21 protein-coding genes and 1 tRNA gene are annotated in these 22,229 nt (G+C 53.0%); 14 read left to right on the top strand and 8 right to left on the bottom strand.

Going from position 1 to position 22,229, the window contains the following annotated elements; all coding sequences use genetic code 11:
* The first annotated feature begins 7 nt into the window (after window positions 1-7).
* Together AB1K62_RS10975 and AB1K62_RS10970 are read left to right on the top strand one after the other, a co-directional pair.
* Window positions 8-955 (top strand): MlaD family protein, encoded by a 948-nt coding sequence (locus AB1K62_RS10975; protein WP_367003580.1) that lies wholly within the window; start codon window positions 8-10, stop codon window positions 953-955.
* Window positions 956-966: 11 nt separating this feature from the next.
* Window positions 967-1,593: an ABC-type transport auxiliary lipoprotein family protein gene (locus tag AB1K62_RS10970; protein ID WP_367003579.1), complete on the top strand. Its 627-nt coding sequence runs from the start codon at window positions 967-969 to the stop codon at window positions 1,591-1,593.
* 3 nt (window positions 1,594-1,596) lie between these two features.
* On the opposite strand, the gene AB1K62_RS10965 is transcribed toward AB1K62_RS10970, so the two are convergent.
* Both AB1K62_RS10965 and lgt read right to left on the bottom strand, forming a co-directional pair.
* Window positions 1,597-2,661: an SAM-dependent methyltransferase gene (locus AB1K62_RS10965; protein ID WP_367003578.1), complete on the bottom strand. Its 1,065-nt coding sequence runs from the start codon at window positions 2,659-2,661 to the stop codon at window positions 1,597-1,599.
* Entirely contained in the window at window positions 2,654-3,514 is an 861-nt protein-coding gene (gene lgt, locus AB1K62_RS10960; RefSeq protein ID WP_367003577.1) for a prolipoprotein diacylglyceryl transferase, read from the bottom strand. The genes AB1K62_RS10965 and lgt overlap by 8 nt, the downstream gene beginning before the upstream one ends.
* Before the next feature lie 104 nt (window positions 3,515-3,618).
* On the opposite strand from lgt, the gene AB1K62_RS10955 reads away from it, so the two are divergent.
* Window positions 3,619-5,325 carry a class I adenylate-forming enzyme family protein gene (locus tag AB1K62_RS10955; RefSeq protein WP_367003576.1) on the top strand — a complete coding sequence of 569 codons (1,707 nt, stop codon included), beginning with the start codon at window positions 3,619-3,621 and terminating at the stop codon, window positions 5,323-5,325.
* Entirely contained in the window at window positions 5,322-8,105 is a 2,784-nt protein-coding gene (locus tag AB1K62_RS10950) for a [protein-PII] uridylyltransferase (RefSeq protein WP_367003575.1), read from the top strand. Before AB1K62_RS10955 ends, AB1K62_RS10950 begins: the two co-directional genes overlap by 4 nt.
* A 12-nt stretch (window positions 8,106-8,117) precedes the next feature.
* Here the strand turns inward: AB1K62_RS10950 and AB1K62_RS10945 are convergent, their stop codons facing one another.
* Window positions 8,118-8,660: a DUF177 domain-containing protein gene (locus AB1K62_RS10945; RefSeq protein ID WP_367003574.1), complete on the bottom strand. Its 543-nt coding sequence runs from the start codon at window positions 8,658-8,660 to the stop codon at window positions 8,118-8,120.
* Window positions 8,657-9,205, bottom strand: coding sequence for a ubiquinol-cytochrome C chaperone family protein (locus AB1K62_RS10940; RefSeq protein WP_367003573.1), 549 nt, complete (start codon window positions 9,203-9,205; stop codon window positions 8,657-8,659). Before AB1K62_RS10940 ends, AB1K62_RS10945 begins: the two co-directional genes overlap by 4 nt.
* A gap of 298 nt (window positions 9,206-9,503) precedes the next feature.
* Between AB1K62_RS10940 and bamE the strand changes: the two genes are divergently transcribed.
* Window positions 9,504-9,968 carry an outer membrane protein assembly factor BamE gene (bamE, locus tag AB1K62_RS10935; protein ID WP_367003697.1) on the top strand — a complete coding sequence of 155 codons (465 nt, stop codon included), beginning with the start codon at window positions 9,504-9,506 and terminating at the stop codon, window positions 9,966-9,968.
* Between the two features lie 139 nt (window positions 9,969-10,107).
* Here the strand turns inward: bamE and AB1K62_RS10930 are convergent, their stop codons facing one another.
* Entirely contained in the window at window positions 10,108-12,378 is a 2,271-nt protein-coding gene (locus tag AB1K62_RS10930; protein WP_367003572.1) for an NADP-dependent malic enzyme, read from the bottom strand.
* Window positions 12,379-12,697: 319 nt separating this feature from the next.
* Between AB1K62_RS10930 and mutS the strand changes: the two genes are divergently transcribed.
* The 7 genes from mutS to AB1K62_RS10895 all read left to right on the top strand — a co-directional run bounded on the left by mutS (window position 12,698) and on the right by AB1K62_RS10895 (window position 19,597).
* Entirely contained in the window at window positions 12,698-15,307 is a 2,610-nt protein-coding gene (mutS, locus tag AB1K62_RS10925) for a DNA mismatch repair protein MutS (RefSeq protein WP_367003695.1), read from the top strand.
* On the top strand, window positions 15,308-15,886 hold the full coding sequence (locus AB1K62_RS10920) for a redoxin domain-containing protein (RefSeq protein ID WP_367003571.1): 579 nt from the start codon (window positions 15,308-15,310) through the stop codon (window positions 15,884-15,886).
* Between the two features lie 95 nt (window positions 15,887-15,981).
* Window positions 15,982-16,923 (top strand): acetylglutamate kinase, encoded by a 942-nt coding sequence (gene argB / locus AB1K62_RS10915; RefSeq protein WP_367003570.1) that lies wholly within the window; start codon window positions 15,982-15,984, stop codon window positions 16,921-16,923.
* 107 nt (window positions 16,924-17,030) lie between these two features.
* On the top strand, window positions 17,031-17,333 hold the full coding sequence (locus tag AB1K62_RS10910; RefSeq protein WP_367003569.1) for a YggT family protein: 303 nt from the start codon (window positions 17,031-17,033) through the stop codon (window positions 17,331-17,333).
* Window positions 17,334-17,343: 10 nt separating this feature from the next.
* Window positions 17,344-18,267: a bifunctional methylenetetrahydrofolate dehydrogenase/methenyltetrahydrofolate cyclohydrolase FolD gene (gene folD, locus AB1K62_RS10905; RefSeq protein ID WP_367003568.1), complete on the top strand. Its 924-nt coding sequence runs from the start codon at window positions 17,344-17,346 to the stop codon at window positions 18,265-18,267.
* Window positions 18,264-18,983 (top strand): hypothetical protein, encoded by a 720-nt coding sequence (locus AB1K62_RS10900; protein ID WP_367003567.1) that lies wholly within the window; start codon window positions 18,264-18,266, stop codon window positions 18,981-18,983. The genes folD and AB1K62_RS10900 overlap by 4 nt, the downstream gene beginning before the upstream one ends.
* Window positions 18,980-19,597, top strand: a complete 618-nt coding sequence (locus tag AB1K62_RS10895) for a MarC family protein (protein WP_367003566.1) — start codon at window positions 18,980-18,982, stop codon at window positions 19,595-19,597. The genes AB1K62_RS10900 and AB1K62_RS10895 overlap by 4 nt, the downstream gene beginning before the upstream one ends.
* A gap of 28 nt (window positions 19,598-19,625) precedes the next feature.
* Here AB1K62_RS10895 and AB1K62_RS10890 read toward each other — a convergent pair whose 3' ends face one another.
* Genes AB1K62_RS10890 through AB1K62_RS10880 form a run of 3 tightly spaced genes read right to left on the bottom strand, consistent with a single transcriptional unit; the run spans window position 19,626 to window position 21,366 of the window.
* On the bottom strand, window positions 19,626-19,808 hold the full coding sequence (locus AB1K62_RS10890; RefSeq protein WP_367003565.1) for a Trm112 family protein: 183 nt from the start codon (window positions 19,806-19,808) through the stop codon (window positions 19,626-19,628).
* 23 nt (window positions 19,809-19,831) lie between these two features.
* Complete coding sequence (locus tag AB1K62_RS10885) at window positions 19,832-20,452, bottom strand: LON peptidase substrate-binding domain-containing protein (RefSeq protein WP_367003564.1); 621 nt, start codon at window positions 20,450-20,452, stop codon at window positions 19,832-19,834.
* Window positions 20,453-20,454: 2 nt separating this feature from the next.
* The gene (locus tag AB1K62_RS10880) at window positions 20,455-21,366 is read right to left on the bottom strand and encodes a tetratricopeptide repeat protein (protein ID WP_367003563.1); all 912 of its coding nucleotides are present in this window, start codon (window positions 21,364-21,366) and stop codon (window positions 20,455-20,457) included.
* 266 nt (window positions 21,367-21,632) lie between these two features.
* Here AB1K62_RS10880 and AB1K62_RS10875 point away from each other — a divergent pair.
* Both AB1K62_RS10875 and AB1K62_RS10870 read left to right on the top strand, forming a co-directional pair.
* Window positions 21,633-21,707 (top strand) — tRNA-Gly (locus AB1K62_RS10875).
* Between the two features lie 85 nt (window positions 21,708-21,792).
* On the top strand, window positions 21,793-22,119 hold the full coding sequence (locus AB1K62_RS10870; RefSeq protein WP_367003562.1) for a YnfA family protein: 327 nt from the start codon (window positions 21,793-21,795) through the stop codon (window positions 22,117-22,119).
* Window positions 22,120-22,229 lie beyond the last annotated feature (110 nt).

Genomic DNA, 22,229 nt, shown 5'->3' with positions numbered 1-22,229 from the left:
TGAGATAATGGAGACACGGTCCAATCATATTCTAGTGGGTGCGATCACCCTGCTTTTGCTTGCGCTGGTCGCGGCATTTCTGGTCTGGATTGTCCGGTTTGGTGATGGCGAAACCAAACAATATGACATATTTTTTGCACAGGCAGTTGGTGGCCTGGCAAAAGGTACGGGGGTAACCTTTGCGGGGGTTCCGTCCGGTCAGGTGCTCAAAGTGGAATTATGGGAAAAAGATCCGAATTTCGTGCGCGTTCGCATCGAAGTCAGTCAGAAAACACCGATACTACAGGGTACGACAGCAACCGTTCAAAGCATTAGCTTTACCGCTCCACCAAATATCCAACTGGATGGTGCGGTCAAAGGGGCTCCGCCCATTGTAGAACTGGGGCCAGAAGGCGTGCCTGTGATCCCTACCAAACCGGGCGCATTGGGAGAATTGCTAAACAGCGCACCATTGGTGGTGGAGCGGCTGGCGACATTGACTGACCGGTTGACGATGCTGTTATCTGACAAGAATCAGGAGTCGATTGAGGGGATTTTGAAAAACACCGAACAAATGACTGGTGCTTTGGCGAAACAGGCACCCAATCTTGACCGATTAATGACAGAATCGACGGTTACGATTAAAAAAGCCGGTGAAACAATCGAAAAACTATCTGATGTTGCGGATCAGGCCAATCAGCTATTGGATAATAATGGCGAGCCTTTGGCGAAAAACCTGACCAAGACGCTCGCTGCGGCGGAACAGAGCATGGCAGCGCTAAGCGTCGTGCTGGATGATGCACGGCCAGGGGTTCAACAATTTGGAAACAAGACATTGCCAGAGATAGATCAGCTGGTTCAGGATATGCAGGCGCTGACCAAATCACTTACATCTGTGACCGAGCGTCTGGATGAAGGCGGCGCAGGATCTTTGCTATCAGCGCCCGCGCTGCCAGATTATAAACCGGGCAAATAGAGGAACCCAGAATGAATAGTCATGGTATAAAGACCATATTGAGCAGGCTTAAGTCGTTTGGGCTAGGTGCCGGGTCGCTGTTCACTCTGGGCGCTTTGACTGGCTGCGTAAGTTTTGGCGGAGCAGAGCCACCGCCATTCCTGCTATCGCTAACTCCGCAAACGCAAGTAGATGCAGGCGATGTGCGCGCCGGACCGCGTGGTGGCGCTTTGGTTATTCAATCGTTTTCGACACCGCAAAAACTGAATAATATACGCGTTCCGGTGCAAACCAGCACGACTGCGATCGCCTATCTGAAAAATGCGACCTGGGTAGACAAGCCGGCCCGTCTGTTTCAGTCGCTGCTTGGCGAAACCATCGCCGCCAAGAATAAACGTCTGGTTCTTACGCCCGCACAGGCGCGCGGTGATGCAGACACATATTTGTCAGGTGAACTGGTCAATTTTGGTCTAGATGGTCCCAGTCTGACTGTGACGGTCACTTTCGATGCCGTAAAAATGCGTAAAGGCAAACCGATCGAGAAGCGCCGGTTTGAAGCGCAAGAAAGCGTTTTTGCAGCCGAGGCAGGCCCAGTGGGTGAAGCATTGAACACTGCCGCGAATAAAGTGGTTCTGGAAGTCGCGGACTGGGTTGGTTAAAATTCAACCCTCGTCGGAAGCAAAGCCTTCCGGTTCTGGCCACTCCATTGCAGATGCAGCCATAACCCTGAATAGTCGGCCCATTTCATCAGCACTGGTTAAACGGTGATGAGCCGCGCGAATCATATCCGCTTTGTCGGGGCTATTTTGTGCAAGCTTTGCCATCCGCTGGTCAATGCCCAAAGCTTTTAACCACTGCCCCTGATCCGCAGGGCCGTGCACGGATAACAGCCGAGTCCGAGCAATATTAGCAAGGCTGTGAAAATTGACATGGGCAGTGAGGTCGGCTTTTCCGGGACTTTCATAGGGATCGACGGGCTTGTGGTTTTTCAACGCCTGCAAGGTGCTGCCTGTCCCGGGATGATCATAGCCATAATCGATAATCAGGATAACGCCGCCCTGCTCTGCAACCCGACCCGAAAGCTGTTCCATAAGCGCGCCGCTGGCAGGGGAAGTTTCCAATATAGCGCCCTCCGGTAGCCCGCCGGTTGCTTGGGACACCCGGTCTTTTGCAGCCTGTTTGTCTGTAAGCGGAATAAATTTACCTTGCTTCCACCCTACAAGGTGCCGCTGCAATCCTTTGTCTGTGACGGTAAATTGCTCAATGGGCAAAGCGTCGAAAAATTCGTTGGCGACGATCATTAGCGGGCCGTTTGTGGGCAAGTCCGCGATGTTGTCATGCCATGTAGCTCCGGGATGAAGCGCGGCCTGTTTGGTCTTTAATACCGGGCTGGTCTCGACAAAATGAATGTCCGGATTATAGCCAAACCGGTCCATGGTGCGAAGCGCATCGGAAGCCAGCGTGCCGCGGCCCGGTCCTAGCTCAACATAATGGACATTTTTCGGTCTGTCCTTTCGCAGCCATAGGTCTGATAGCCATATACCGATTAGCTCCCCGAACATCTGGCTGATTTCCGGTGCGGTGATGAAATCGCCTTTTTCTCCAAGCGGGTCTTTGGCCGCGTAATAAGCGGCATTGGAAATGCCCATATATTCGCTGAGAGCTACCGGCCCTTCTGCCGAGATTTTTTCAGCGAGAATATGCGCTACCGATCCTTTCTCAGGCAATGCTGTTGTCTCCGGCAACCGGTTCCGTGCGGATACGGCGGCCCTTGGATGTAAGCACCAGATAAAAGCCGAGCAGCAACATCGGCACTGTCAGGGTTTGTCCCATGGTGAGGCCCCAGCTAAGGTTTTCCAAACCTTTGTCGGGTTGACGGAAAAATTCGACTATGAAGCGGCTGAAGCCATAGACGAGGAGTCCGGTGCCGACCAATTTGCCGGGGTGATAGCGCGCATCGGTTTTCCAGAAAAGCAGTGAAGTGATCAGGAGATAGAGCAGCCCTTCCAGCCCGGCCTCATAAAGCTGGCTGGGATGGCGTGCGACTTCTCCACCCATCGGAAAGATGATGGCCCATGGCACATCGGTGGCACGGCCCCATAGCTCTCCGTTAACGAAATTCGCAAGCCGGCCAAAAAATAATCCAAACGGCACGACGCAGGCAATATAATCGCAGATCCGCAGAAAACTGATCTTTTCCTTGCGGGCGATATACCAGATAGCGAGCACAACCCCCAGCACCCCGCCATGTAGCGACATGCCGCCGTTCCATACTTTGAAAATATCCATCGGGTTTTCAAGAATAGCGGGCTGATAAAAGAATACATAGCCCAACCGCCCGCCAAGGATGATCCCTAATGTTGCGTAAAAAATCATGTCATCGGCATGGCGCCGGGCCATTGGCGCACCGGGTTGGGCAATCAGCCTGGTAAGATACCAATAGCCGATCAAAATACCCGCAAGATAGGCCAACGAATACCACCTTAGCTGAAAAAAGCCGAGGTCGAGGGCATTGGGAGACAGCCCCAATTCCTCGAATCGAGTGAATTGTGCTGCATTTGCAAGAATAATATCAATCAACTCTTTTCCCCATTCGGTTTCATCGCCATATAGTTAGCGCATATAACGGGAAATTCTCCGATACCAAGAGAGAAACCCTTTGATCATTGTGGGAGAAGTTTGAAATGCAATCGCAACTGGACGCTAAAATAGACGAAGCACTTGGCGTCATGACACAGCCGGGGCAGCTACTGGAGCTAGACACTATTAATAAATTTGGTGTCGATTTGCCGATTTTTAAAAACGCCCCCAGCAATCTTGCAGATTTTTATGCTTTTTTCTGTGCCCAGCATAAGGACGCGGAATTTCTTGTCGATGGCGAAATCCGGCTGACTTACGGAGATGCCTATGCTGCTGCGCGTGCGCTGGCAGGTGGATTGGTCGGCGGGCATGGCGTACAGAAAGGCGACCGGATTGGAATCGCAGCACGCAATTCGGCTAACTGGATCATCCTTGATATGGCGATCACCATGGCGGGGGGAATATCAACCAAATTAAACGGCTGGTGGCAGGGTGATGAACTCGCTGATGCTATTGAAGACGTTAGCTGTTCGATTGTTTTTGCTGATAAACAACGTGCTGAAAGATTGATCGAATCGGGCCGCGATCACGGTGCGGAATTGATTCAATTCGAACATGACCTTGTCCCGCTGGAAGGATTGAAAGCCTGCCTGGAAAAAGGCGGCGATGCACAAACGCCGCTACCACAACTGGGGCCAGAGGATAATGCGACGATTCTGTTTACATCCGGCTCCACTGGCCGCTGTAAAGGGGCATATTCGGAACATCGCGCTGTCGTGCAAGGAGCGATGAGCTATGTCGGGGCCGTTGCCGTGATGGCACAGTTGATGGAAGAAGCCGGAACGATGCCGGATATTCAGCCAAGCGCGTTGGTGGCTGTTCCGCTGTTCCATGTCACAGCCGCAGTGCCATTAGTTCTGGTCAGCTATGCGATTGGCCGCAAGCTAGTGATGATGAAGAAGTGGGACGCGGAAGAGGCTATGCGCCTTATTGAGAAGGAGAAAATCACCTATTTTGTAGGGGTTCCGCTTATGAGTATGGAGATTTATTCCCATCCCAAGCTCGCGGATTATGACATTAGCAGTTGTGTTTCCATGGCGGGTGGCGGCGCGCCGCGTCCGGCTGAGCATGTAAAGCGGATTAAGGAAGCCATGGGGGAAGGATTTCCTGTGATTGGCTATGGCCTAACGGAAACCAACGGTGTCGGCTGTTCCAACCAGAATGAGAATTATCTTGCCAAGCCTGATAGTACCGGCCGTGCGACACCGCCGATTGTGGATGTCGCGATTTTAGATAATGACGGTAACAAACTACCTCAAGGGGAGCGCGGCGAGGTTTGTATCCGCTCTGCTGCGAATTTTACAGGTTATTGGGAGAATGAAGAGGCAACAGAAGAAGTTCTGACCGATAATGGCTATTTTCGCACAGGCGATATCGGCTATCTTGACCCGGAAGATTATCTTTACATTGTGGACCGCAAAAAAGAGATTATCATTCGTGGCGGTGAGAATATTAGCTGTCAGGAAGTGGAAGCGGTGGTTTACGGCCATACCGCTGTGTCAGAGACCAGTGTTTTTGGTGTGCCGGACGAACGCCTTGGCGAAGTTCCTGCGCTAGTCTATCATGTAAAAGAGGGCGAAAAGCTCTTGCCTGACGATTTGCGGGATTATCTGAAAGACAAGCTCGCACCATTTAAAATACCGGTGCATATCTGGCAGTATGATGAGCCATTACCCAAGTTGGGAACAGCCAAAATCGCCAAAATCGTTCTGGCGAAGAAGCACCGGGAAATGTTAGCCGAGACTGGATGAATATTAGCGCCAATATACCGAAGCCAGCGGCTGACCCGGGAAAGCGGATTGTCCGTCAGCGCGATGTTATCGACCGTCGCAAGCTAACCGAAGAAATTGCGACGCTGATTACAGATCACGGTATAACTAAAGCGCGGCCTTTGATATTAACATTGCTGCAAAATGCGCTAGCCGCAGGCAGGGCGGAAATTAGCCGTCGGTTGATTGAAAAACCGTCCTCTGGTCATGACGCGTCGGCGGCCCAGTCTTTTCTGATAGATCAACTGGTGCGGATTATTCATGATGTCGCGGTCGGGCATCAATATCCGGTGAGCAACCCGTCATCAAGCGAACGTCTCGCGGTACTGGCAGTGGGCGGCTATGGGCGAGGGGAAATGGCACCACATAGCGATGTGGATATAGCCTTTCTAACACCTTATAAACGGACCAGTTGGACCGAGCAGGCTATTGAAGCGATGCTATATTGGTTATGGGATCTGGGACTGAAAGTTGGCCAAAGTAGCCGTTCCATTGACGAGATGGTCCGTATGGCCCGTGAGGACCTTAGCATCCGTACGGCATTGCTTGAAGCGCGTTATATCTGGGGCGATACCGGGGTTTATGAGGAATCCAAAGCACGGTTTTTTGATGAAGTTGTTGCTGGCACTGATCGGACATTTGTCTCTGAAAAACTAGCTGAACGTGACGCACGGCATGTGCGTATGGGCGACAGCCGCTATGTCGTCGAACCCAATGTCAAAGAAGGCAAAGGGGGGCTACGCGATCTGCAAACGCTTTACTGGATCGGTAAATATATTCATCATGTGGCTTCGGCAGCAGAACTGGTTGATGTTGGCCTTTTGACTGCTGATGAATTTAAACGCTTTCGCAAGGCTGCGAATTTCTTGTGGGCGGTGCGATGTCATATGCATGATATGACGGGCAGGGCCGAAGACCGCTTGACCTTTGACTTGCAACCCGGTGTGGCGGAGCGGATGCGCTTTGCTGACAGGCCAGGGAAATCAGCAGTTGAGCGGTTCATGCAATATTATTTCCTGAATGCAAAAGTGGTCGGTAACCTGACCGGCGTATTTCTGGCCCACCTTGATGAAACACATAACGCCGGTGTGCGGCGGTTCATTCCCAATATCACTCGGCGCCCCAAAAAATTGAAAGGTTTTACTCTTGATCGTGGGCGTCTGGCTTTGCCGGATGAGGATTTCTTTAAAGAAGATCCCGTCCGATTGATCGAGATATTCCAGCTCGCGGATAAACATGAACTGGAAATTCATCCGCTGGCTATGCGGTCAGCGCGCAGGGATGCGAAACTAATCACTAACAAGATACGCAAGGACCGCCGCGCCAATGCGCTGTTCCTTGATGTATTATGCTCCCCGCGTGATCCCGAACTGGTCTTGCGCTGGATGAACGAAGCGTCAATTTTCGGGCGGTTCATTCCCGATTTTGGCCGGGTTGTCGCGCAGATGCAATTTGATATGTATCACCATTATACGGTTGATGAACATAGCATAAGGGCCATCGGCCTGCTTGCGCGTATCGGTAGCGGCACGTTGGAGGATGATCATCCCAATTCGACGGAGACAATCAATAGACTGAAAAATCGCCGGGTGCTTTTTGTCGCGACTTTGTTGCATGATATTGCCAAAGGGCGGGGCGGGGATCACAGCGTGCTTGGCGCAGAAGTGGCGATGAAATTATGCCCAAGACTAGGGCTGAAACCTTATGAAACCGAGTTGGTTGCATGGCTCGTAAGACATCATCTGTTGATGCCGGCCATGGCGTTCAAACGCGACCTGTCGGATTATAAAACTATTCAGGATTTTGTCAGTCAGGTTAAAAGTATCGAGCGTCTGCGCCTCTTGACTGTATTGACGGTGGTGGACATTCGGGCCGTCGGACCAGGTGTATGGAATAGCTGGAAACGGCAGTTGCTGACTGATCTGTTTGAAGCCGCGCAGGAAATGCTTTTGCTGGGACATAAGCAGCGGGGTCGCAAGGAACGGATTGCCGCGAAAAAGGCTGTGCTGGAAGATGATTTGGGCATATCCAGCGACCGCTTTGCCAGATTGATCGATCGGCTTACTGACCCCTATTGGATCGCTGAACCAGATGATGTTATCGCCCACAATGCCCGGCTAATGTTGCGCGCCGGGGAGAGTAATCTGACCATATCGTCCGCTGCTTATCCTGATCGGGGCGCAGCGCTGGTGACGATATTCGCATCGGACCACGCCGGGCTTTTCTACCGTATAGCTGGTGGAATCCATGTAGCTGGCGGTAATATTATCGACGCCCGCATCCATACCACACGCGATGGCATGGCGTTGGATAATTTTCTGGTGCAAGATCAGCATGGCCAGCCATTTGCCGAGGATCGCCAGTTGGAAAGGCTCAAGAAAGCTGTCGAGGATGCACTGGCCAATCGTTCCAAACTGGCAACCAAGCTGGAAGCGCGTCCATTGGCCCATTCACGGGCGGAGGCATTTACGATTGTTCCCAATGCGATGGTCGATAATGATGCCTCCAATCGCTTTACCGTGGTCGAGGTGACGGCACGGGACCGTCCGGCCTTGTTAACCGCGCTGGCCCACGCTCTGTTCGAAGCGAAAGTTACCGTGCACAGCGCGCATATTACAACTTATGGCGAACGCGCTGTGGATACGTTTTACGTGACCGATTTACTGGGTGGAAAAATCGAGAATAAGGTGCGGCTGAAAAATTTGAAAAAAAAGCTCGTCAAAGCGGCTGCCCAAAATTTTGCCAAAAAAACTGCTGCTTAATCGGCAACCCGTCTAACCCATTTTATCTTTAAGCGCTGCTAGTGCACCAAATGGCCCGGCTTCTTCCTCGCTTTTCAGTCCCCGTTTCTCTGCAACATCATCTGCATCGGGGCCGCGTGGATAGGGATCAAGCGCAAGATAGAGCGTTTGCGCTATGGCTTCGCCAATATCAATTCGGGCGTTTTCAAACTCGATTATATCGCAATCTTCTGCGGTCAGTTCGATCTCTTCCTCACTGTGCGGAACATCGGTTTTTTCTGTGAAGATGATGGAGAAATCTTCAGTCAGTTTGACGGGGAAAGGCTGACCACTGATCGCGCAGCTTTGATGCAGGCTGGAACGAATGGAGCCAGTAAAGTCTATTCCATATTCACCGGGTTTGAGGCTATAATCGGCGGTTATCTCCTCTATAGAGGGCAGGTCAAACCGTTTGGCAAGTGCTTGCCGCTGGTCATTATCGGCGGTAATTTGCCCGGATATTGGAGCGCTGCCGATGTCGGATAATTTGATAATTTTCGACAGTTCAGGGGATGGTAAGGGTTGTGATTGAGTCATGGTTCGACCTTTGCGATATTTCCGGCAATGATCTGATCAATGGCCGTGTCAGAAAGTCTGGCATAGAAGCCGGCGAATTTACTGGCAGTGAAGTCCAGTGCGTCAGGTTCCGGTGCTTCACCGCGATACAGGTTGCGGGTTAGAGCCTCTTTAGTAGCTTTAATATCGGGGCCATAGTTCAGCGCCTCCCGATAAGCGCCCAAACGTCCACCCAATGCGCTCATCATATTCCCGACATGCTTGCCTACTATCATATCGCCAATGCCAATCTGTCGCAATTGGCCCTCCATATCAGTGACGAATAATTCTGTGAGCCATGCTGTTTTCTGCGCGATTTCCTGCCCCATATCCTCGGGATGTTCCAACCGGATCAGCACCGCGCACAATATTGCCGCGATCATATCAAACCGACCATCCAGCGTATCAGGGACTCCGCCATGTTCATACCAATCGACCTGCCGCCCCTGGGTGATGATGGCGTTGTAAAGCGGCTGCATCACCAGGTTCGGGTTTTTACGCCCTAGCAGCTCGTTCAAAAATGACATTATTATAGAAACTCCGGTTTTGGCCCCGACGTTGGTTTCAGGCACATTGGTTATAAATACAGACAGCTTTCGGGCTGGCTTCCGGCCGCTTATGTTAAGACTACATACAGGGGATATTGATATTTGTAACGCGAGATGCAATGGGCGCTATCACAGGCGGATAAAAAACTGCTATGGGAATTGAAATCGTCCAGTTTAGTGGCAAAAATATTTTGCTGAACATGGGGCAGCCGTTTTGGAGAATAAATTGATGCGTAACCAAGCGAAATTGCGCCGAGTGAAATCGACCGGAATGAAAATGCACTTTATGCTGACCGGTCTGGTTGCCAGCGGACTGATATTGTCCGGCTGTTCGCAGGTCCGTGGGCATCAGGGTTATATTGTCGATCCGGTTCTTCTACAGGCTATCCAGCCGGGTGTAGATAATCGGCAGTCTGTCGAAGCGACACTGGGCCGCCCGACATTTACCGGACAGTTTGATGACAATAGCTGGTATTATTATTCGCGTGAAACAAAACAATATGCCTTCAATTCACCCACGCCGCGCGATCAAACGGTTTTGCGCGTGTCTTTTGATAAAGCCGGCAATGTGACTGCGGTTGATCGTTCCGGTCTGGAACAGGTCGCCAGTATCACCCCGGATGGCCGCACAACTCCGACTTTGGGGCGTGAGCGTTCATTCTTTGAAGAATTATTCGGAAATATCGGCGCGGTCGGCGCACCCGGTGCACAGGGGCGGAGCAACGACCCCACTAGGCCTTGATCCGGTAATATCCACCACATAATAGTGTAACAACGTCATTCCGGTATAGTCGGACTGGTGTATGCGAGCCTGCGCGAGCGAGCCGGCGCCGGAACGACGATGGCGGGTTATCTGCCTGTTTCTTATTTGGCCGTGATCCCTATTTCGCAATACCGCTAGCGGCCAGCACAGCCAGCGTCACCAGTTCGGATGCGGTAGAAGCCATGGTTGCGATTTGCACTGACTTGTCCAGCCCGACCAGCATGGGACCGATCACCGCATCGCCGCCCAGCTCGCGCAGTAGCTTGGCAGACAGGTTCGCCGATTGCAGACCTGGCATGACGAGAACATTCGCAGGGCCGGATAAACGGATAAACGGATAATTCGCCATTAATTTCCGGTTGAGTGCGACATCGGGAGCCATTTCACCTTCATATTCGAAATTGACCCGCCGATCGTTCAGCGTTGCAACAGCTTCGCGGATGTTTTCAAGCCAGCGACCCGCCGGATTACCGAAAGTCGAATAGCTGAGGAAGGCGACGCGTGGGTCATGGCCCATTTTCCGGGCAACGGCAGCCGTCTGTTCGGCAATATCAGCCAATTCCTCTGCGGTGGGGCGTTCATTGACAGTCGTGTCCGCCATGAAAACCGTATGACTTTGCCCGACCATGACATGTATGCCAAAGGCAGTGCGGCCCGGTTCCATATCAATGACTTTGGCAATATCTTTGAAGGTTTGCGAATAGGGGCGGGTAACGCCGGTGATCATCGCATCTCCCTGATCCAGCGCAAGCAAGGCAGATCCAAAAATATTGCGGTCCTGATTAACCATGCGTTTGATGTCGCGCTTCATATGGCCTTTGCGGTGCAACCGCTCATACAGCATATTGACCATATCTGGCACGAGCGGACTATTGCGAGAATTATGAATCTCGAACCTGTCCGGATCGCTGATACCCAGTTCTTTCAGTTTGTTGCGTACCCGGTCGTCGCGGCCAACAAGAACCGGCGTGCCATAGCCGCCGTCCTGAAACTGGATTGCGGCGCGCAGCACGACATCTTCTTCCGCTTCTGCAAAAATAACACGTTTTGGCGCGACACGGCACGCTTCATACGCTTGGGTAAGGACGGATGTGGTCGGATTGAGCCGTGCCTTGAGATTCTGGCGATATACATCAAGGTCATCAATCGGTTTTTGTGCGACGCCGCTGTCCATTGCCGCCTTTGCTACGGCGGCGGAGACGACTTCCATCAATCGCGGGTCAAAGGGCGCGGGAATAATATAGTCCACGCCAAAACTTGGTGCCTGTCCGCCATAGGCCAGTGCCACTTCTTCGGGCACCTGCTCGCGGGCCAGTTGGGCAATCGCATTGGCCGCCGCCACTTTCATTTCGTCATTGATGCGAGTGGCCCGAACGTCCAGTGCGCCGCGAAAGATAAACGGAAAGCCGAGTACATTATTGACCTGATTGGGATAATCGGACCGGCCGGTCGCAATAATCGCATCGGGCCGTGCTGCCTTGGCATCAGGCGGGGTGATTTCAGGATCCGGATTGGCCATGGCAAAGATAATCGGTTGATCGGCCATGTCCCTGACCATTTCCGGTTTCAACACACCAGCCGCCGAAAGACCCAGAAATACGTCAGCACCTTTCAGCGCATCGTTAAGGTCGCGGGCATCGGTATCAATTGCATGCGCGGACTTCCATTGGTCAACATTGTCACGGCCCCGATAGATCACACCGCTGCGGTCACACATGGTGAGATTGTCATGAGGCACGCCCATAGCCTTTATCAGTGCCGCGCACGCTATGGCTGCGGCTCCGGCGCCGTTAACGACGACCTTTATATCCTTGACCTCGCGATTGGTCAGCAGGCAGGCGTTGATGACACCAGCGGCTGCGATAATGGCGGTACCATGCTGATCATCATGAAAGACCGGAATATTCATCCGGTCGCGCAGGGTCTGTTCTATGATGAAACAGGCCGGTGCACCAATATCTTCAAGGTTGATGCCGCCGAAGCTGGGTTCCATCAATTGCACCGCGTTGATAAAGGCTTCGGTATCTTCGGTGTCAAGTTCCAGATCAATGGCGTCTACATCGGCAAAGCGTTTGAACAATACGGCCTTGCCTTCCATCACGGGTTTCGAGGCAAGTGCGCCCAGATTGCCAAGACCCAGAATCGCGGTGCCGTTGGAGATAACGGCGACCAGATTGCCCTTGGCGGTATATTCATAGGCTTTGGTAGGGTCTTCGGCAATGGCGCGGACGGGAACAGCAACGCCGGGTGAGTAAGCCAGGCTTAAATCCCGTTGGGTAGCCATTGGCTTGGATGCGACAATTTCGATTTTGCCGGGACGTCCGTGGGAGTGGAATAACAATGCTTCGCGCTCGGAAAATTCTACGTTATTGTCATCGTTGTCAGCCAAATGATATCTCCATAATTAATATTCCGGCGTCCCCCAATCCAGTGATCCCAGCCAGTGATCCCAGTCAGTGATTAAGTGCCCAGCAATTAAGTGTCCGGCGCTTGCCTACTCTGAAATATAGCTATTCGGCAAGGGTTGCTGATAAGCTGATTGGATTGTTGGAAACTATTTATAGCCTAAATATGGACTAAATATGAAATTGCGGCTCTTTAATGTGCCAGCATAGTCCGCTATCGCTGCGCTCATGCCCACGAAAGTTCAGCCCCGAAAATCGGATAAAACGGATAGTGCAGCCGGTGCACAGCCAAAGCTGACTCCTATGATGGAGCAATATTTCACGCTGAAAGAAAAGGCGCATGATTGCTTGCTTTTCTATCGCATGGGTGACTTTTTTGAATTATTCTACGAAGATGCCAAGCTGGCATCTGCGGCGCTTGATATCGCGCTGACCACGCGCGGGAAAAATGCGGGGGAATCTGTGCCGATGTGCGGTGTGCCGGTTCATGCCGCAGAAAGCTATCTGGCAAAGCTGATTCGTGCCGGTTTCAAGGTAGCAATTGCCGAGCAGACCGAAACGCCCGCTCAAGCAAAAGCGCGCGGTGGACACAAAGCACTGGTTGCGCGGGACATCATCCGCTTTGTTACTGCCGGAACGCTGACCGAAGACACGCTGCTTGATGCACGGTCGGACAATATGCTGGTCGCGGTTGCCGAAGTGCAGGGAGAGATTGGTATCGCCGCGAGCGATATTTCCACCGGCGATTTTGAATTGCTGCGGATTTCTGGCGAAGGTCCGGAGAGTTTGGGTGAGTTGACCGCTGAATTATCGCGGATTGCTCCGTCTGAAATTATTTGCAGCCCGTCGCTCAATGAACGGCTGGATGATAAACGGCTTGCGGCAACAGCGTGGCCAAAAGAAGATTTCGACAGTCAGAAAGCCGAGCGCAAGCTGAAATCTATATTCGGTGTTTCGACGCTCGACGGCTTTGGTGATTTTTCTCGCTGCGAACTGGCGGCTGCGGGCGGATTGATCGCCTATATCGAACATACAGCGCAAGGGGACACGCCTTTTTTAAAGCCGCCGGTGCACCGCCATGCCGGTGAATATCTGCTGATTGATGGAGCGACCCGGGCGAGTCTGGAAATTGAACGTACAATGGCGGGAGAGCGCAAGGGCAGTCTGCTCGGCAATATTGACCGTACGGTGACACCGGGCGGCGCGCGTTTGCTGGGCCGGGATCTTGCGGCTCCGCTGTTTGACGAAACAAAGATTAACCTGCGGCTGGGAATGGTCCAATGGTTTCATGACGCGCCCGCCATTCGTGACGTGGTGCGAGATGCGCTGAAGGCCATGCCTGATATTAGCCGCGCATTGGGGCGCATATCGGCGGGGCGGGGCAGTCCGCGTGATTTGGGACAAATACGCGACGGGTTAAGCGGGGCGCGGCTTTTGCGCGAACGGCTTGCGCTCGATATGGCTCTGCCCGATTTGATGAACAATTTGCTGCCCGCGCTGGATGGTCACGGCGCGATGGTTGATTTGCTGACCCGCGCTCTGGTTGAAACACCGCCGACGGATATGACAAAGGGGGGCTATATCGCGGCGGGCTATGATCCCGCGCTTGACGAATTACGCAGCGCCGGTTCCGATGGTCGCAAGGCGATTGCTACGATGGAGGCGCGCTACCGCGAGACGACGGGGATTAATTCCCTCAAGATCAAGCATAATGCTGTTCTGGGTTATTTTGTCGAAGTTCCGACAAAGCATGGCGACAGCCTGATGGCCGAAAATTCCGGCTTTACCCATCGTCAGACTCTGGCCGGTGTCGTGCGGTTCAACTCTGCCGAGCTTCATGAAGAAGCCGTGCGGGTCACACAGGCCGCGGCCCATGCTCTGGCAGCGGAGGCCGCGCATTTTGAGGAACTGATCGACAGGATATTGAAACGCAAGGATGCTATTGCAAATAGCGCTGATGCGCTGGCGCGGATTGATGTGGCAGCAGCGCTCGCAGAGCGCGCGGTTGAGGGGCAATGGTGCCGCCCGGAATTTGCCGATGGCAATATGCTGGAGATCAGGGCAGGGCGCCATCCGGTAGTTGAGGCCGCGCTTGATGCAGCTGGTCATCCCTTTGTGGCCAATGATTGCGCCTTGTCCAATGATGAGCGTCTATGGCTGGTATCGGGGCCGAACATGGGCGGTAAATCGACTTTTCTGCGGCAAAATGCGCTGATCGTCATTCTGGCGCAGGCAGGAGGCTTTGTCCCAGCAGCATCGGCGCGGCTCAGTCTGGTGGACCGTTTGTTCAGCCGCGTCGGGGCGTCGGATAATCTGGCGCAGGGGCGTTCCACGTTCATGGTCGAGATGGTCGAAACTGCCACGATTTTAAGTCAGGCAACGGATAAAAGTTTTGTCATCCTTGATGAAGTGGGGCGCGGCACATCGACCTATGATGGTTTGGCATTGGCTTGGGCGGTGGTTGAGGCGGTGCACGAGACCAACCGGTGCCGCTGTTTGTTCGCAACCCATTACCATGAACTGACCCGGCTGGCAGACCGGCTTGATGCCATGTCGCTGCACCATGTGCGCGCGCGGGAGTGGAAGGGCGATCTGGTGCTGATGCATGAGCTGGCAAAAGGTCCGGCTGATCGCAGCTATGGTCTGGCGGTGGCAAAACTGGCCGGTATCCCGAAGCCGGTTTTGAAACGCGCCCAATCAGTGCTAGACAAGCTGGAAGCCGGGAAAGCGGAGACAGGCGGTCTGGCTGCCGGGCTTGGCGATTTGCCATTATTCGCTGCCAGCCTTGCAGATGAAGATAAACAGGTCGATATGTTGAGGGAGACTTTACGGGAGCTGGACATTGATGCGTTAAGCCCGCGTGATGCGCTAGATCAACTTTACGCGCTGAAATCGGTGCTGGAGGAGGAATGAATGAACCGCTGGATCATAATTATAATAGCCGTGTTTCTGTTGGGCGGCGGTGCATATGTCTATAGCACGCGCAGCGCCAATGCCGAGCCGCTGGAAATCGGCGCAACTGCGCCTGATTTTACCGCGACCGGCGCGCTTGCGGGAAAACAGTTTACATTTCGTCTGTCGGATAAACTGGCGCAAGGCCCGGTTGTGCTGTATTTTTTCCCCAAGGCCTTCACCGAAGGCTGTACGATTGAAGCAAATATGTTTGCCGAAGCAACCAAAGATTTTGAAGCAGCGGGCGCAACTGTTATCGGTATGTCAGGCGATGATGTCGAAACGCTGGCCAAATTCTCGATCGAGGAATGTCGCGACAAATTCGCCGTTGCCCGCGCTAATGATAGGGTGATGGACGGCTATCATGTGCGAATGATGCCTAAGCTGGCCCTGACGAACAGGACCAGTTATGTCATTGACCAAAATGGCAAAATCGTTCTGGCGCACAGTGGGCAAGACCCCAAGAAACATGTGAAACTGACATTGGAAAAAGTTGAACAACTGGCCCGTGCTAAACTTGCTGCCCCGCCCGAAAGTTAATTGGTCTAGTGGGAAGGGAAAGCGCAGCGCCCCTCAAAGCACGAGAAAATCCATAAAGAACTTGCATTTGCCATAAAGCTGGATTGAAAGGCGGCATGACCGACAAAGCACCAAAACAAACCGCCAATCACGCGCCCGATCCTGCAATGCTGGCCAAAGCCGAAACACTGACCGAGGCTTTGCCTTATTTGCAGCGTTACGCAGGGCAAACTTTTGTCGTCAAATATGGCGGCCACGCCATGGGAGATCCGGCACTGGCACGCAATTTTGCCGAAGATGTTGTTTTGTTAAAAGCGGTCGGCATTAACCCGGTTGTGGTGCATGGCGGCGGGCCGCAAATTGGTGCTATGCTCGAACGAGTCGGGGTAGAAAGCAAATTTGTCGACGGTCTGCGGGTCACGACCAAGGAAACCGCTGAAATTGCCGAAATGGTCCTGTCTGGCGCGATTAACAAAGAGTTGGTTAGTTGGATCGACCGGGCTGGCGGAAGCGCGATTGGCATATCGGGAAAGGATGGCGGCTTTGTCAAAGCAACCAAGTTGCGCCGCACTGCCCGTGATCCGGACAGTAATATCGAACGGATAATTGATCTGGGTTTTGTCGGTGAACCAAAGCGGGTAGACCGCAGCATCGTCGATACGATTTCAGCCGCCGGAATGATTCCTGTTATCGCTCCGATCGGAGTCGGTGATGATGGTCATACCTATAACATAAACGCCGATACAATGGCGGGCGCGGTGGCAGCGGCGCTCAGGGCTGCACGTCTGTTTTTGCTGACCGATGTGGCAGGCGTATTGGATAAAAACAGCGAGCTGCTGACGGATTTGAATCCATCGGACATAAAACGGCTACAGGGTGATGGGACTATATCCGGCGGTATGATTCCAAAGCTGGAAACCTGTGTCAATGCAGTGGTGAACGGAGTTGATGCCGCTGTCGTGCTGGATGGCCGCGTACCCCATGCCATGCTGCTGGAAATTTTCACCAGCGAAGGAGCGGGGACGCTGATCCGGGATGATTTTGAAACGGTTGATTAATCGCTGCACTGTATTATAATGGTGATACACTAGTTTTTAGCACAGATTGCTTGGCATTGCGCGCTACTATCGTTTAGTGACCAACATGAATTAAAAGGTCCTTGTCCATGTTTTTTGCCCTGTTTCAGATTATCAATATCCTGTTAACTGTCGCGATTACCGTCATCATCGTGCAAGCGATTATGAGTTGGTTGCTCGCTTTTAATGTGATCAATCTGCAAAATGATATTGTTCGCGCGCTATGGACGACGCTGGATGCGCTAACAGCGCCAATTTATAATCCGATCCGGCGGATCATGCCGGATTTCGGATCGATTGACCTGACACCGATGGTGGTGATTATCGGTATCATCATTTTGCAGGACGCGATCCTTCCGCCGCTCGCCGCTGCCCTAATCCCCGTTTTATGAGCATTATTTTATGAGCAAAGAAGCTGGCCAAGAGCCTACCGGCGGAGCATCAATCATTGATGGCAAAGCTTTTGCCGCTGGCCTACGTGAACGGATAAAAGACGCTGTTCCGTATTTTGAGCAACAAACGGGCCGTGTCCCCGGATTGGCAGTGGTGCTAGTGGGCGATGATGCCGCCAGTCAGGTCTATGTAGCATCCAAGCATAAGGCGACGCTGGCCGCCTGTATGGAAAGTTTTGAACATCGCTTGCCCGCTGACACTACTCAGAACGATCTGATCGCGCTGGTTGAGAAACTAAACGCCGATGATGCCGTGGATGGTATATTGGTGCAATTGCCGTTGCCCGCTCATCTTGATGAAAAAGCGGTGGTCATGGCGATTGATCCGGATAAGGATGTTGATGGCCTTCATGTCATAAATGCCGGGCGGCTGGCCAATGGTGAAGAGGCTTTGACGCCGTGCACCCCGCTGGGCAGCCTGATGCTGCTCAAGGATGAACTGGGCGATTTGTCGGGTATGAATGCGGTGGTTGTCGGACGCTCGATATTGGTAGGCAAGCCAATGGCGCAGTTATTGCTGGCTGAAAACTGCACCGTCACCATTGCACATAGCCGCACCCGCGCTCTGCGCGATGTTGTGCGCCGCGCCGATATTGTTGTCGCTGCGGTCGGGCGGGCAGAAATGGTAAAGGGTGACTGGCTAAAAGATGGCGCAGTTGTCATTGATGTCGGGATAAACCGGCTGGCGCCCGACCCCGGTAAAGACAAAGGCCGGTTGGTGGGCGATGTTGCTACTGCAGAAGCCATGGATCATGTCCGTGCGATTACTCCTGTTCCCGGCGGGGTTGGGCCAATGACCATAGCTGTGTTATTGCGTAATACATTGGTTGCCGCATCTGCTCGTGCTGGCCTCGCCAAGCCGGAAGGATTATGATGAAACAGTTTTTGGTTGCTCTTGTGCTGGGACTGGCTCTGACCGGATGCGCGAGCAGCGGACCGACCGACAGGGAGCGATATATTCGTGCAGCCGGAAAACCGGTTGCCAACCCCAGCGACATTGTGAAAGCGGAGCTGGCCTTTGCCCGGCTTGCACGGGAAAAGGGGCAGTGGACAGCTTTTCGTGAAACGGCAGCGTCCGATGCACTGATGTTCATGCCAGAATTGGTCAGCGCGCCGGTCTGGTTAAGTGGCAAGGCTGACCCGGCGCAGGCAACGGAATGGCAGGTGCATAAAGTTTTTATGTCCTGTGATGGCAGCATGGGCGTGGCTACGGGAGCATGGCAAAGCGCGGCTGGCGTCATGGGTTATTTTACCACCATCTGGGAAAAACAGGATGCGAAGAGCCGCCGTCTGCGCGGTAAGGATGTCGAGTGGAAATGGGTATTCGATCATGGCGTTCGGTTGGAAAAGCCTTTGCCAGAACCCGATTTTATAAGCACACGCGTTGCGGCATGCTCCAAAGATGCGCTACCAGCCGTTCCAGCCCCGCCAGCGGGTGAGAAAAACAAGAGTGGATATTCCGCCGATCGCACCATGTTCTGGAGCGCTGAAAGCTCTGCTGACCAATCACGTTCATTATTGGTGCGGATGTGGAACGGCGCCGAATGGGAAGAAATTATCTTTAACGATGTAGCGGCGCCTGTTGGATGACCGAACTTTTCATTTCCGCCTTCATCACGTTTTTTGTCGTCATTGATCCGCCCGGTTGTGCACCAATCTATGCCAGCCTGACCGGTGATGCCTCATTCGCACAGCGGCGGAATATGGCTATTCGTGCGGTGGTTGTCTCTGCGTTGATCTTAGCTGTTTTTGCAATCTTCGGTGAACAGCTGCTGGGGGCTTTAAGTATCAGTCTCGACAGTTTTCGCATAGCCGGTGGTATCATGCTGTTCATGATCGCGCTGGAAATGGTGTTCGAAAAGCGGACCCAGCGCCGCGAAGACCGGGCGCAGGAAATTATCGACCAGCCCGAAATAGAAGATGTTTCCATTTTTCCTATGGCAATGCCAATGATTGCCGGTCCAGGGTCGATCGCGGCGGTCATGTTGCTTATGTCCAGAAGCGAAGACGTAGAAAGCCGTTTGGTTATCATGGGCGCGCTTGGACTGGTTTTGCTGTTGACCTTGATAGGATTGATGCTGGCAGGGCCGCTGATGCGTATTTTGGGCGGTAATGTCGAAGCGGTCGTCACCCGTTTATTGGGTGTGTTGCTGGGCGCTTTGGCCGTGCAGTTTGTTGTCGATGGGTTAAGAGGCAGTTTTTAGCGCTTAAATCGACTAGTCCGAGACAAGGCTATATCTTTCGCGCTTCCTCGATCAGCATGACCGGAACGCCCTGTTTAATCGGATAGGCCACGCCTGCGGCTTCACTGATAAGCTCCTGTGCTTCCGCGTCATAGCTTAATGGCCCCCGGGTTGCCGGACAAACCAATATGTCGAGCAATTCGGTGTCGAAGCTGTTTATATTCCCGTCCATTATGCGTCTTTCATTGTCTGCCTTCACTGTAAAGTGACGCGACCTTCATCGCCGTCCTGTCGGCCAAAGAAATCCAGCAATTGAATGATCAGCTCCGCGCGATTGGACAGGCCGTCAATCTCCAGCAATGCCTGTTTAGACGCAGCATCAAATGGAGCAATCTGCGCTATCCCGTTGACAAAGGACATATCATCAAGCCGACCGATACTGTCCCAGTCAACCTGATAGCCCTGGGACTCAGCGAATTTGCGGGACTCAATTTCCAGAGCGGCACGTTCGGCGCTGGCCAGAACCTCGTCCATTTCCATATCGTCTTCAATCTCTGCCCGAACCTGACGGAAAGCGGTGGACGCGTCTATTTCTTCGATTACGCGGAACCGCGCGACACCTTCCAGAACAATGTTGAACCGTCCGTCTTCCATGGCTTCAATGTCAATAATTTTGCCAACACAACCAATGTCGAACAATTCCGGCATGTCGCCAGCCGTCTTTGGCTGGATCATCCCGATTCGGCGGTCACGCGCCATCGCATCGTTAATCAGTGCGCGGTAACGTTCCTCAAAAATATGCAAAGGCAGATGCATGCCCGGAAAAAGCAGCGCGCCAGCAAGCGGGAAAATGGATATTCTTTTGGTTTCGGTCATATCTATCCGAACAATATCGCGGAAAGTCTGCGCCGGGTGGCCGATACCCATTCATCTTCCAGCCCGACAACTTCAAATAACGAGAGCAGCTTTGCCCGCGCAGCGCCGTCATTCCAGTCCTTGTCGGCTTCAATGATCGTAAGCAGATGCTCCGCCGCGCCAACATAATCACCCGATGCTATCATCGCACCAGCCAGATCATAACGGGCCTGAAAATCATTGCCATCAGCAGCAACTGCCGCGCGTAATGCTTCAACCGCGCTGTCATCCGGCTTGTCTTTCGCCAGTTTCAAAGCAGAACTGGCGCGCTCAATGGCGGGATCAGCAGAAATCGTTTCGGACACACCAGCCAAAGTCGTCTCGGCCTCCGCCAGATGCCCGGCAACAACCAGTGCGCGAATCAATCCGCCAACCGCTTCGGCATTGTCTGGTTCCATATCCGCGATCTGGGCAAAAATACCCGCCGCGCGTTGCCCGTCGCCTTGACCAAGCACTTCTTCACCCATGGCGAGTAAGGGGGCAACATCCTGTTTTGGCTCTTCATCGCCGCCACCAACAGGAAGCTGCGCCAATAGCTGGTCAACTATCTGACCCAACTGGCTTTCGGTCCGGGCGCTGGTCAGGTCTGCGACCGGCTTGCCCTGAAAAATAGCATAGACAGTGGGGATCGATTGCACCTGAAACTGCGAGGCGATGAATTTATTTTCATCCACATTGATCTTTGCCAGAACCACGCCCTTATCGGCATAATTGGCTGCCACTTTTTCCAGTACTGGCGTTAGCGCTTTGCACGGGCCGCACCATTCTGCCCAGAAATCCAGAATCACCAGCTTGTTCATGCTGGGGACAACGACGGTCTGTTGAAATTCCTCAACCGCCTTTTGTTCGTCCACTGTTAGTCCTGCTGTCGCCAATTGCTGCTCCTTTAATTTCTTTCTGTTCCCGCTTCACTCTCCCAATAGACCATTTTTACAAAGGGCTGTTTTCCAAGGGAATCGCGGAGTGTCTTCTGTTATATCCGTACTTTATGTGGGGAGAGAGGCGCCAAAGCCAAGGTTATTTTTACATTTCATTGCGATAGTTTGAAAAATGGGGCTTGCCGGACCCCAAAACCCGTGCTAACCGCGCGCCTCAACTGCTGATGACGATAGCCTATAACCCAATGTCACAGCATCGCCGAGCGGGCGTAGCTCAGGGGTAGAGCACAACCTTGCCAAGGTTGGGGTCGAGAGTTCGAATCTCTTCGCCCGCTCCAGTTTTCCAGAAATCATTTTTGGTTTTAACTGTTACCCCTTGCGGGGCAATTGTCGGGTTCGTCTGCCCGTGCTAACGCGGCGTTCATGGTTACAATCGGATGGTATATTATCGCTGCGCTGGGCGAGATTGCAGGCTGCTTTGCATTTTGGGCATGGTTCCGGCTTGATAAATCTCCGTGGTGGCTTGTTCCGGGGATGCTCAGCCTTGCCATTTTTGCTTATGCTCTCACACGGGTGGACAGCGCCCACGCGGGCCGAGCCTATGCGGCTTATGGCGGTGTATATATTATGGCATCAATCCTCTGGCTCTGGACTGTGGAGCGGCACACTCCTGACAGGTGGGATCTGATTGGCACAGCCGTGGCACTGGGCGGCGCGGCCATTATTTTATGGGGACCGCGACCAGTTTAGCGGGAGCTGCCTGCTGATGAAACCACGGATCGCGGCAGTATGAGCGCATGTGCGTAACCTTTCACGACTGCCTGAAAAGAAGAGCTAAACCGGTTTTGGAAAATTTCTGA

The sequence above is a fragment of the Parasphingorhabdus sp. JC815 genome, assembly GCF_040717415.1.
GTDB lineage: Bacteria > Pseudomonadota > Alphaproteobacteria > Sphingomonadales > Sphingomonadaceae > Parasphingorhabdus.
Note: the sequence above shows the minus strand (reverse complement) of the source record. Positions and strands in the feature narration are given on the sequence as shown.

Bases quoted from the DNA above. Each gene is read 5' to 3' on its own strand.
- AB1K62_RS10975 (WP_367003580.1), top strand. From the start codon at position 8: ATGGAGACACGGTCCAATCATATTCTAGTGGGTGCGATCACCCTGCTT.
- AB1K62_RS10970 (WP_367003579.1), top strand. From the start codon at position 967: ATGAATAGTCATGGTATAAAGACCATATTGAGCAGGCTTAAGTCGTTT.
- AB1K62_RS10955 (WP_367003576.1), top strand. From the start codon at position 3,619: ATGCAATCGCAACTGGACGCTAAAATAGACGAAGCACTTGGCGTCATG.
- AB1K62_RS10950 (WP_367003575.1), top strand. From the start codon at position 5,322: ATGAATATTAGCGCCAATATACCGAAGCCAGCGGCTGACCCGGGAAAG.
- AB1K62_RS10945 (WP_367003574.1), bottom strand. From the start codon at position 8,660: ATGACTCAATCACAACCCTTACCATCCCCTGAACTGTCGAAAATTATC.
- AB1K62_RS10940 (WP_367003573.1), bottom strand. From the start codon at position 9,205: ATGTCATTTTTGAACGAGCTGCTAGGGCGTAAAAACCCGAACCTGGTG.
- bamE (WP_367003697.1), top strand. From the start codon at position 9,504: ATGCACTTTATGCTGACCGGTCTGGTTGCCAGCGGACTGATATTGTCC.
- mutS (WP_367003695.1), top strand. From the start codon at position 12,698: ATGATGGAGCAATATTTCACGCTGAAAGAAAAGGCGCATGATTGCTTG.
- AB1K62_RS10920 (WP_367003571.1), top strand. From the start codon at position 15,308: ATGAACCGCTGGATCATAATTATAATAGCCGTGTTTCTGTTGGGCGGC.
- argB (WP_367003570.1), top strand. From the start codon at position 15,982: ATGACCGACAAAGCACCAAAACAAACCGCCAATCACGCGCCCGATCCT.
- AB1K62_RS10910 (WP_367003569.1), top strand. From the start codon at position 17,031: ATGTTTTTTGCCCTGTTTCAGATTATCAATATCCTGTTAACTGTCGCG.
- folD (WP_367003568.1), top strand. From the start codon at position 17,344: ATGAGCAAAGAAGCTGGCCAAGAGCCTACCGGCGGAGCATCAATCATT.
- AB1K62_RS10900 (WP_367003567.1), top strand. From the start codon at position 18,264: ATGATGAAACAGTTTTTGGTTGCTCTTGTGCTGGGACTGGCTCTGACC.
- AB1K62_RS10895 (WP_367003566.1), top strand. From the start codon at position 18,980: ATGACCGAACTTTTCATTTCCGCCTTCATCACGTTTTTTGTCGTCATT.
- AB1K62_RS10890 (WP_367003565.1), bottom strand. From the start codon at position 19,808: ATGGACGGGAATATAAACAGCTTCGACACCGAATTGCTCGACATATTG.
- AB1K62_RS10885 (WP_367003564.1), bottom strand. From the start codon at position 20,452: ATGACCGAAACCAAAAGAATATCCATTTTCCCGCTTGCTGGCGCGCTG.
- AB1K62_RS10870 (WP_367003562.1), top strand. From the start codon at position 21,793: ATGGTTACAATCGGATGGTATATTATCGCTGCGCTGGGCGAGATTGCA.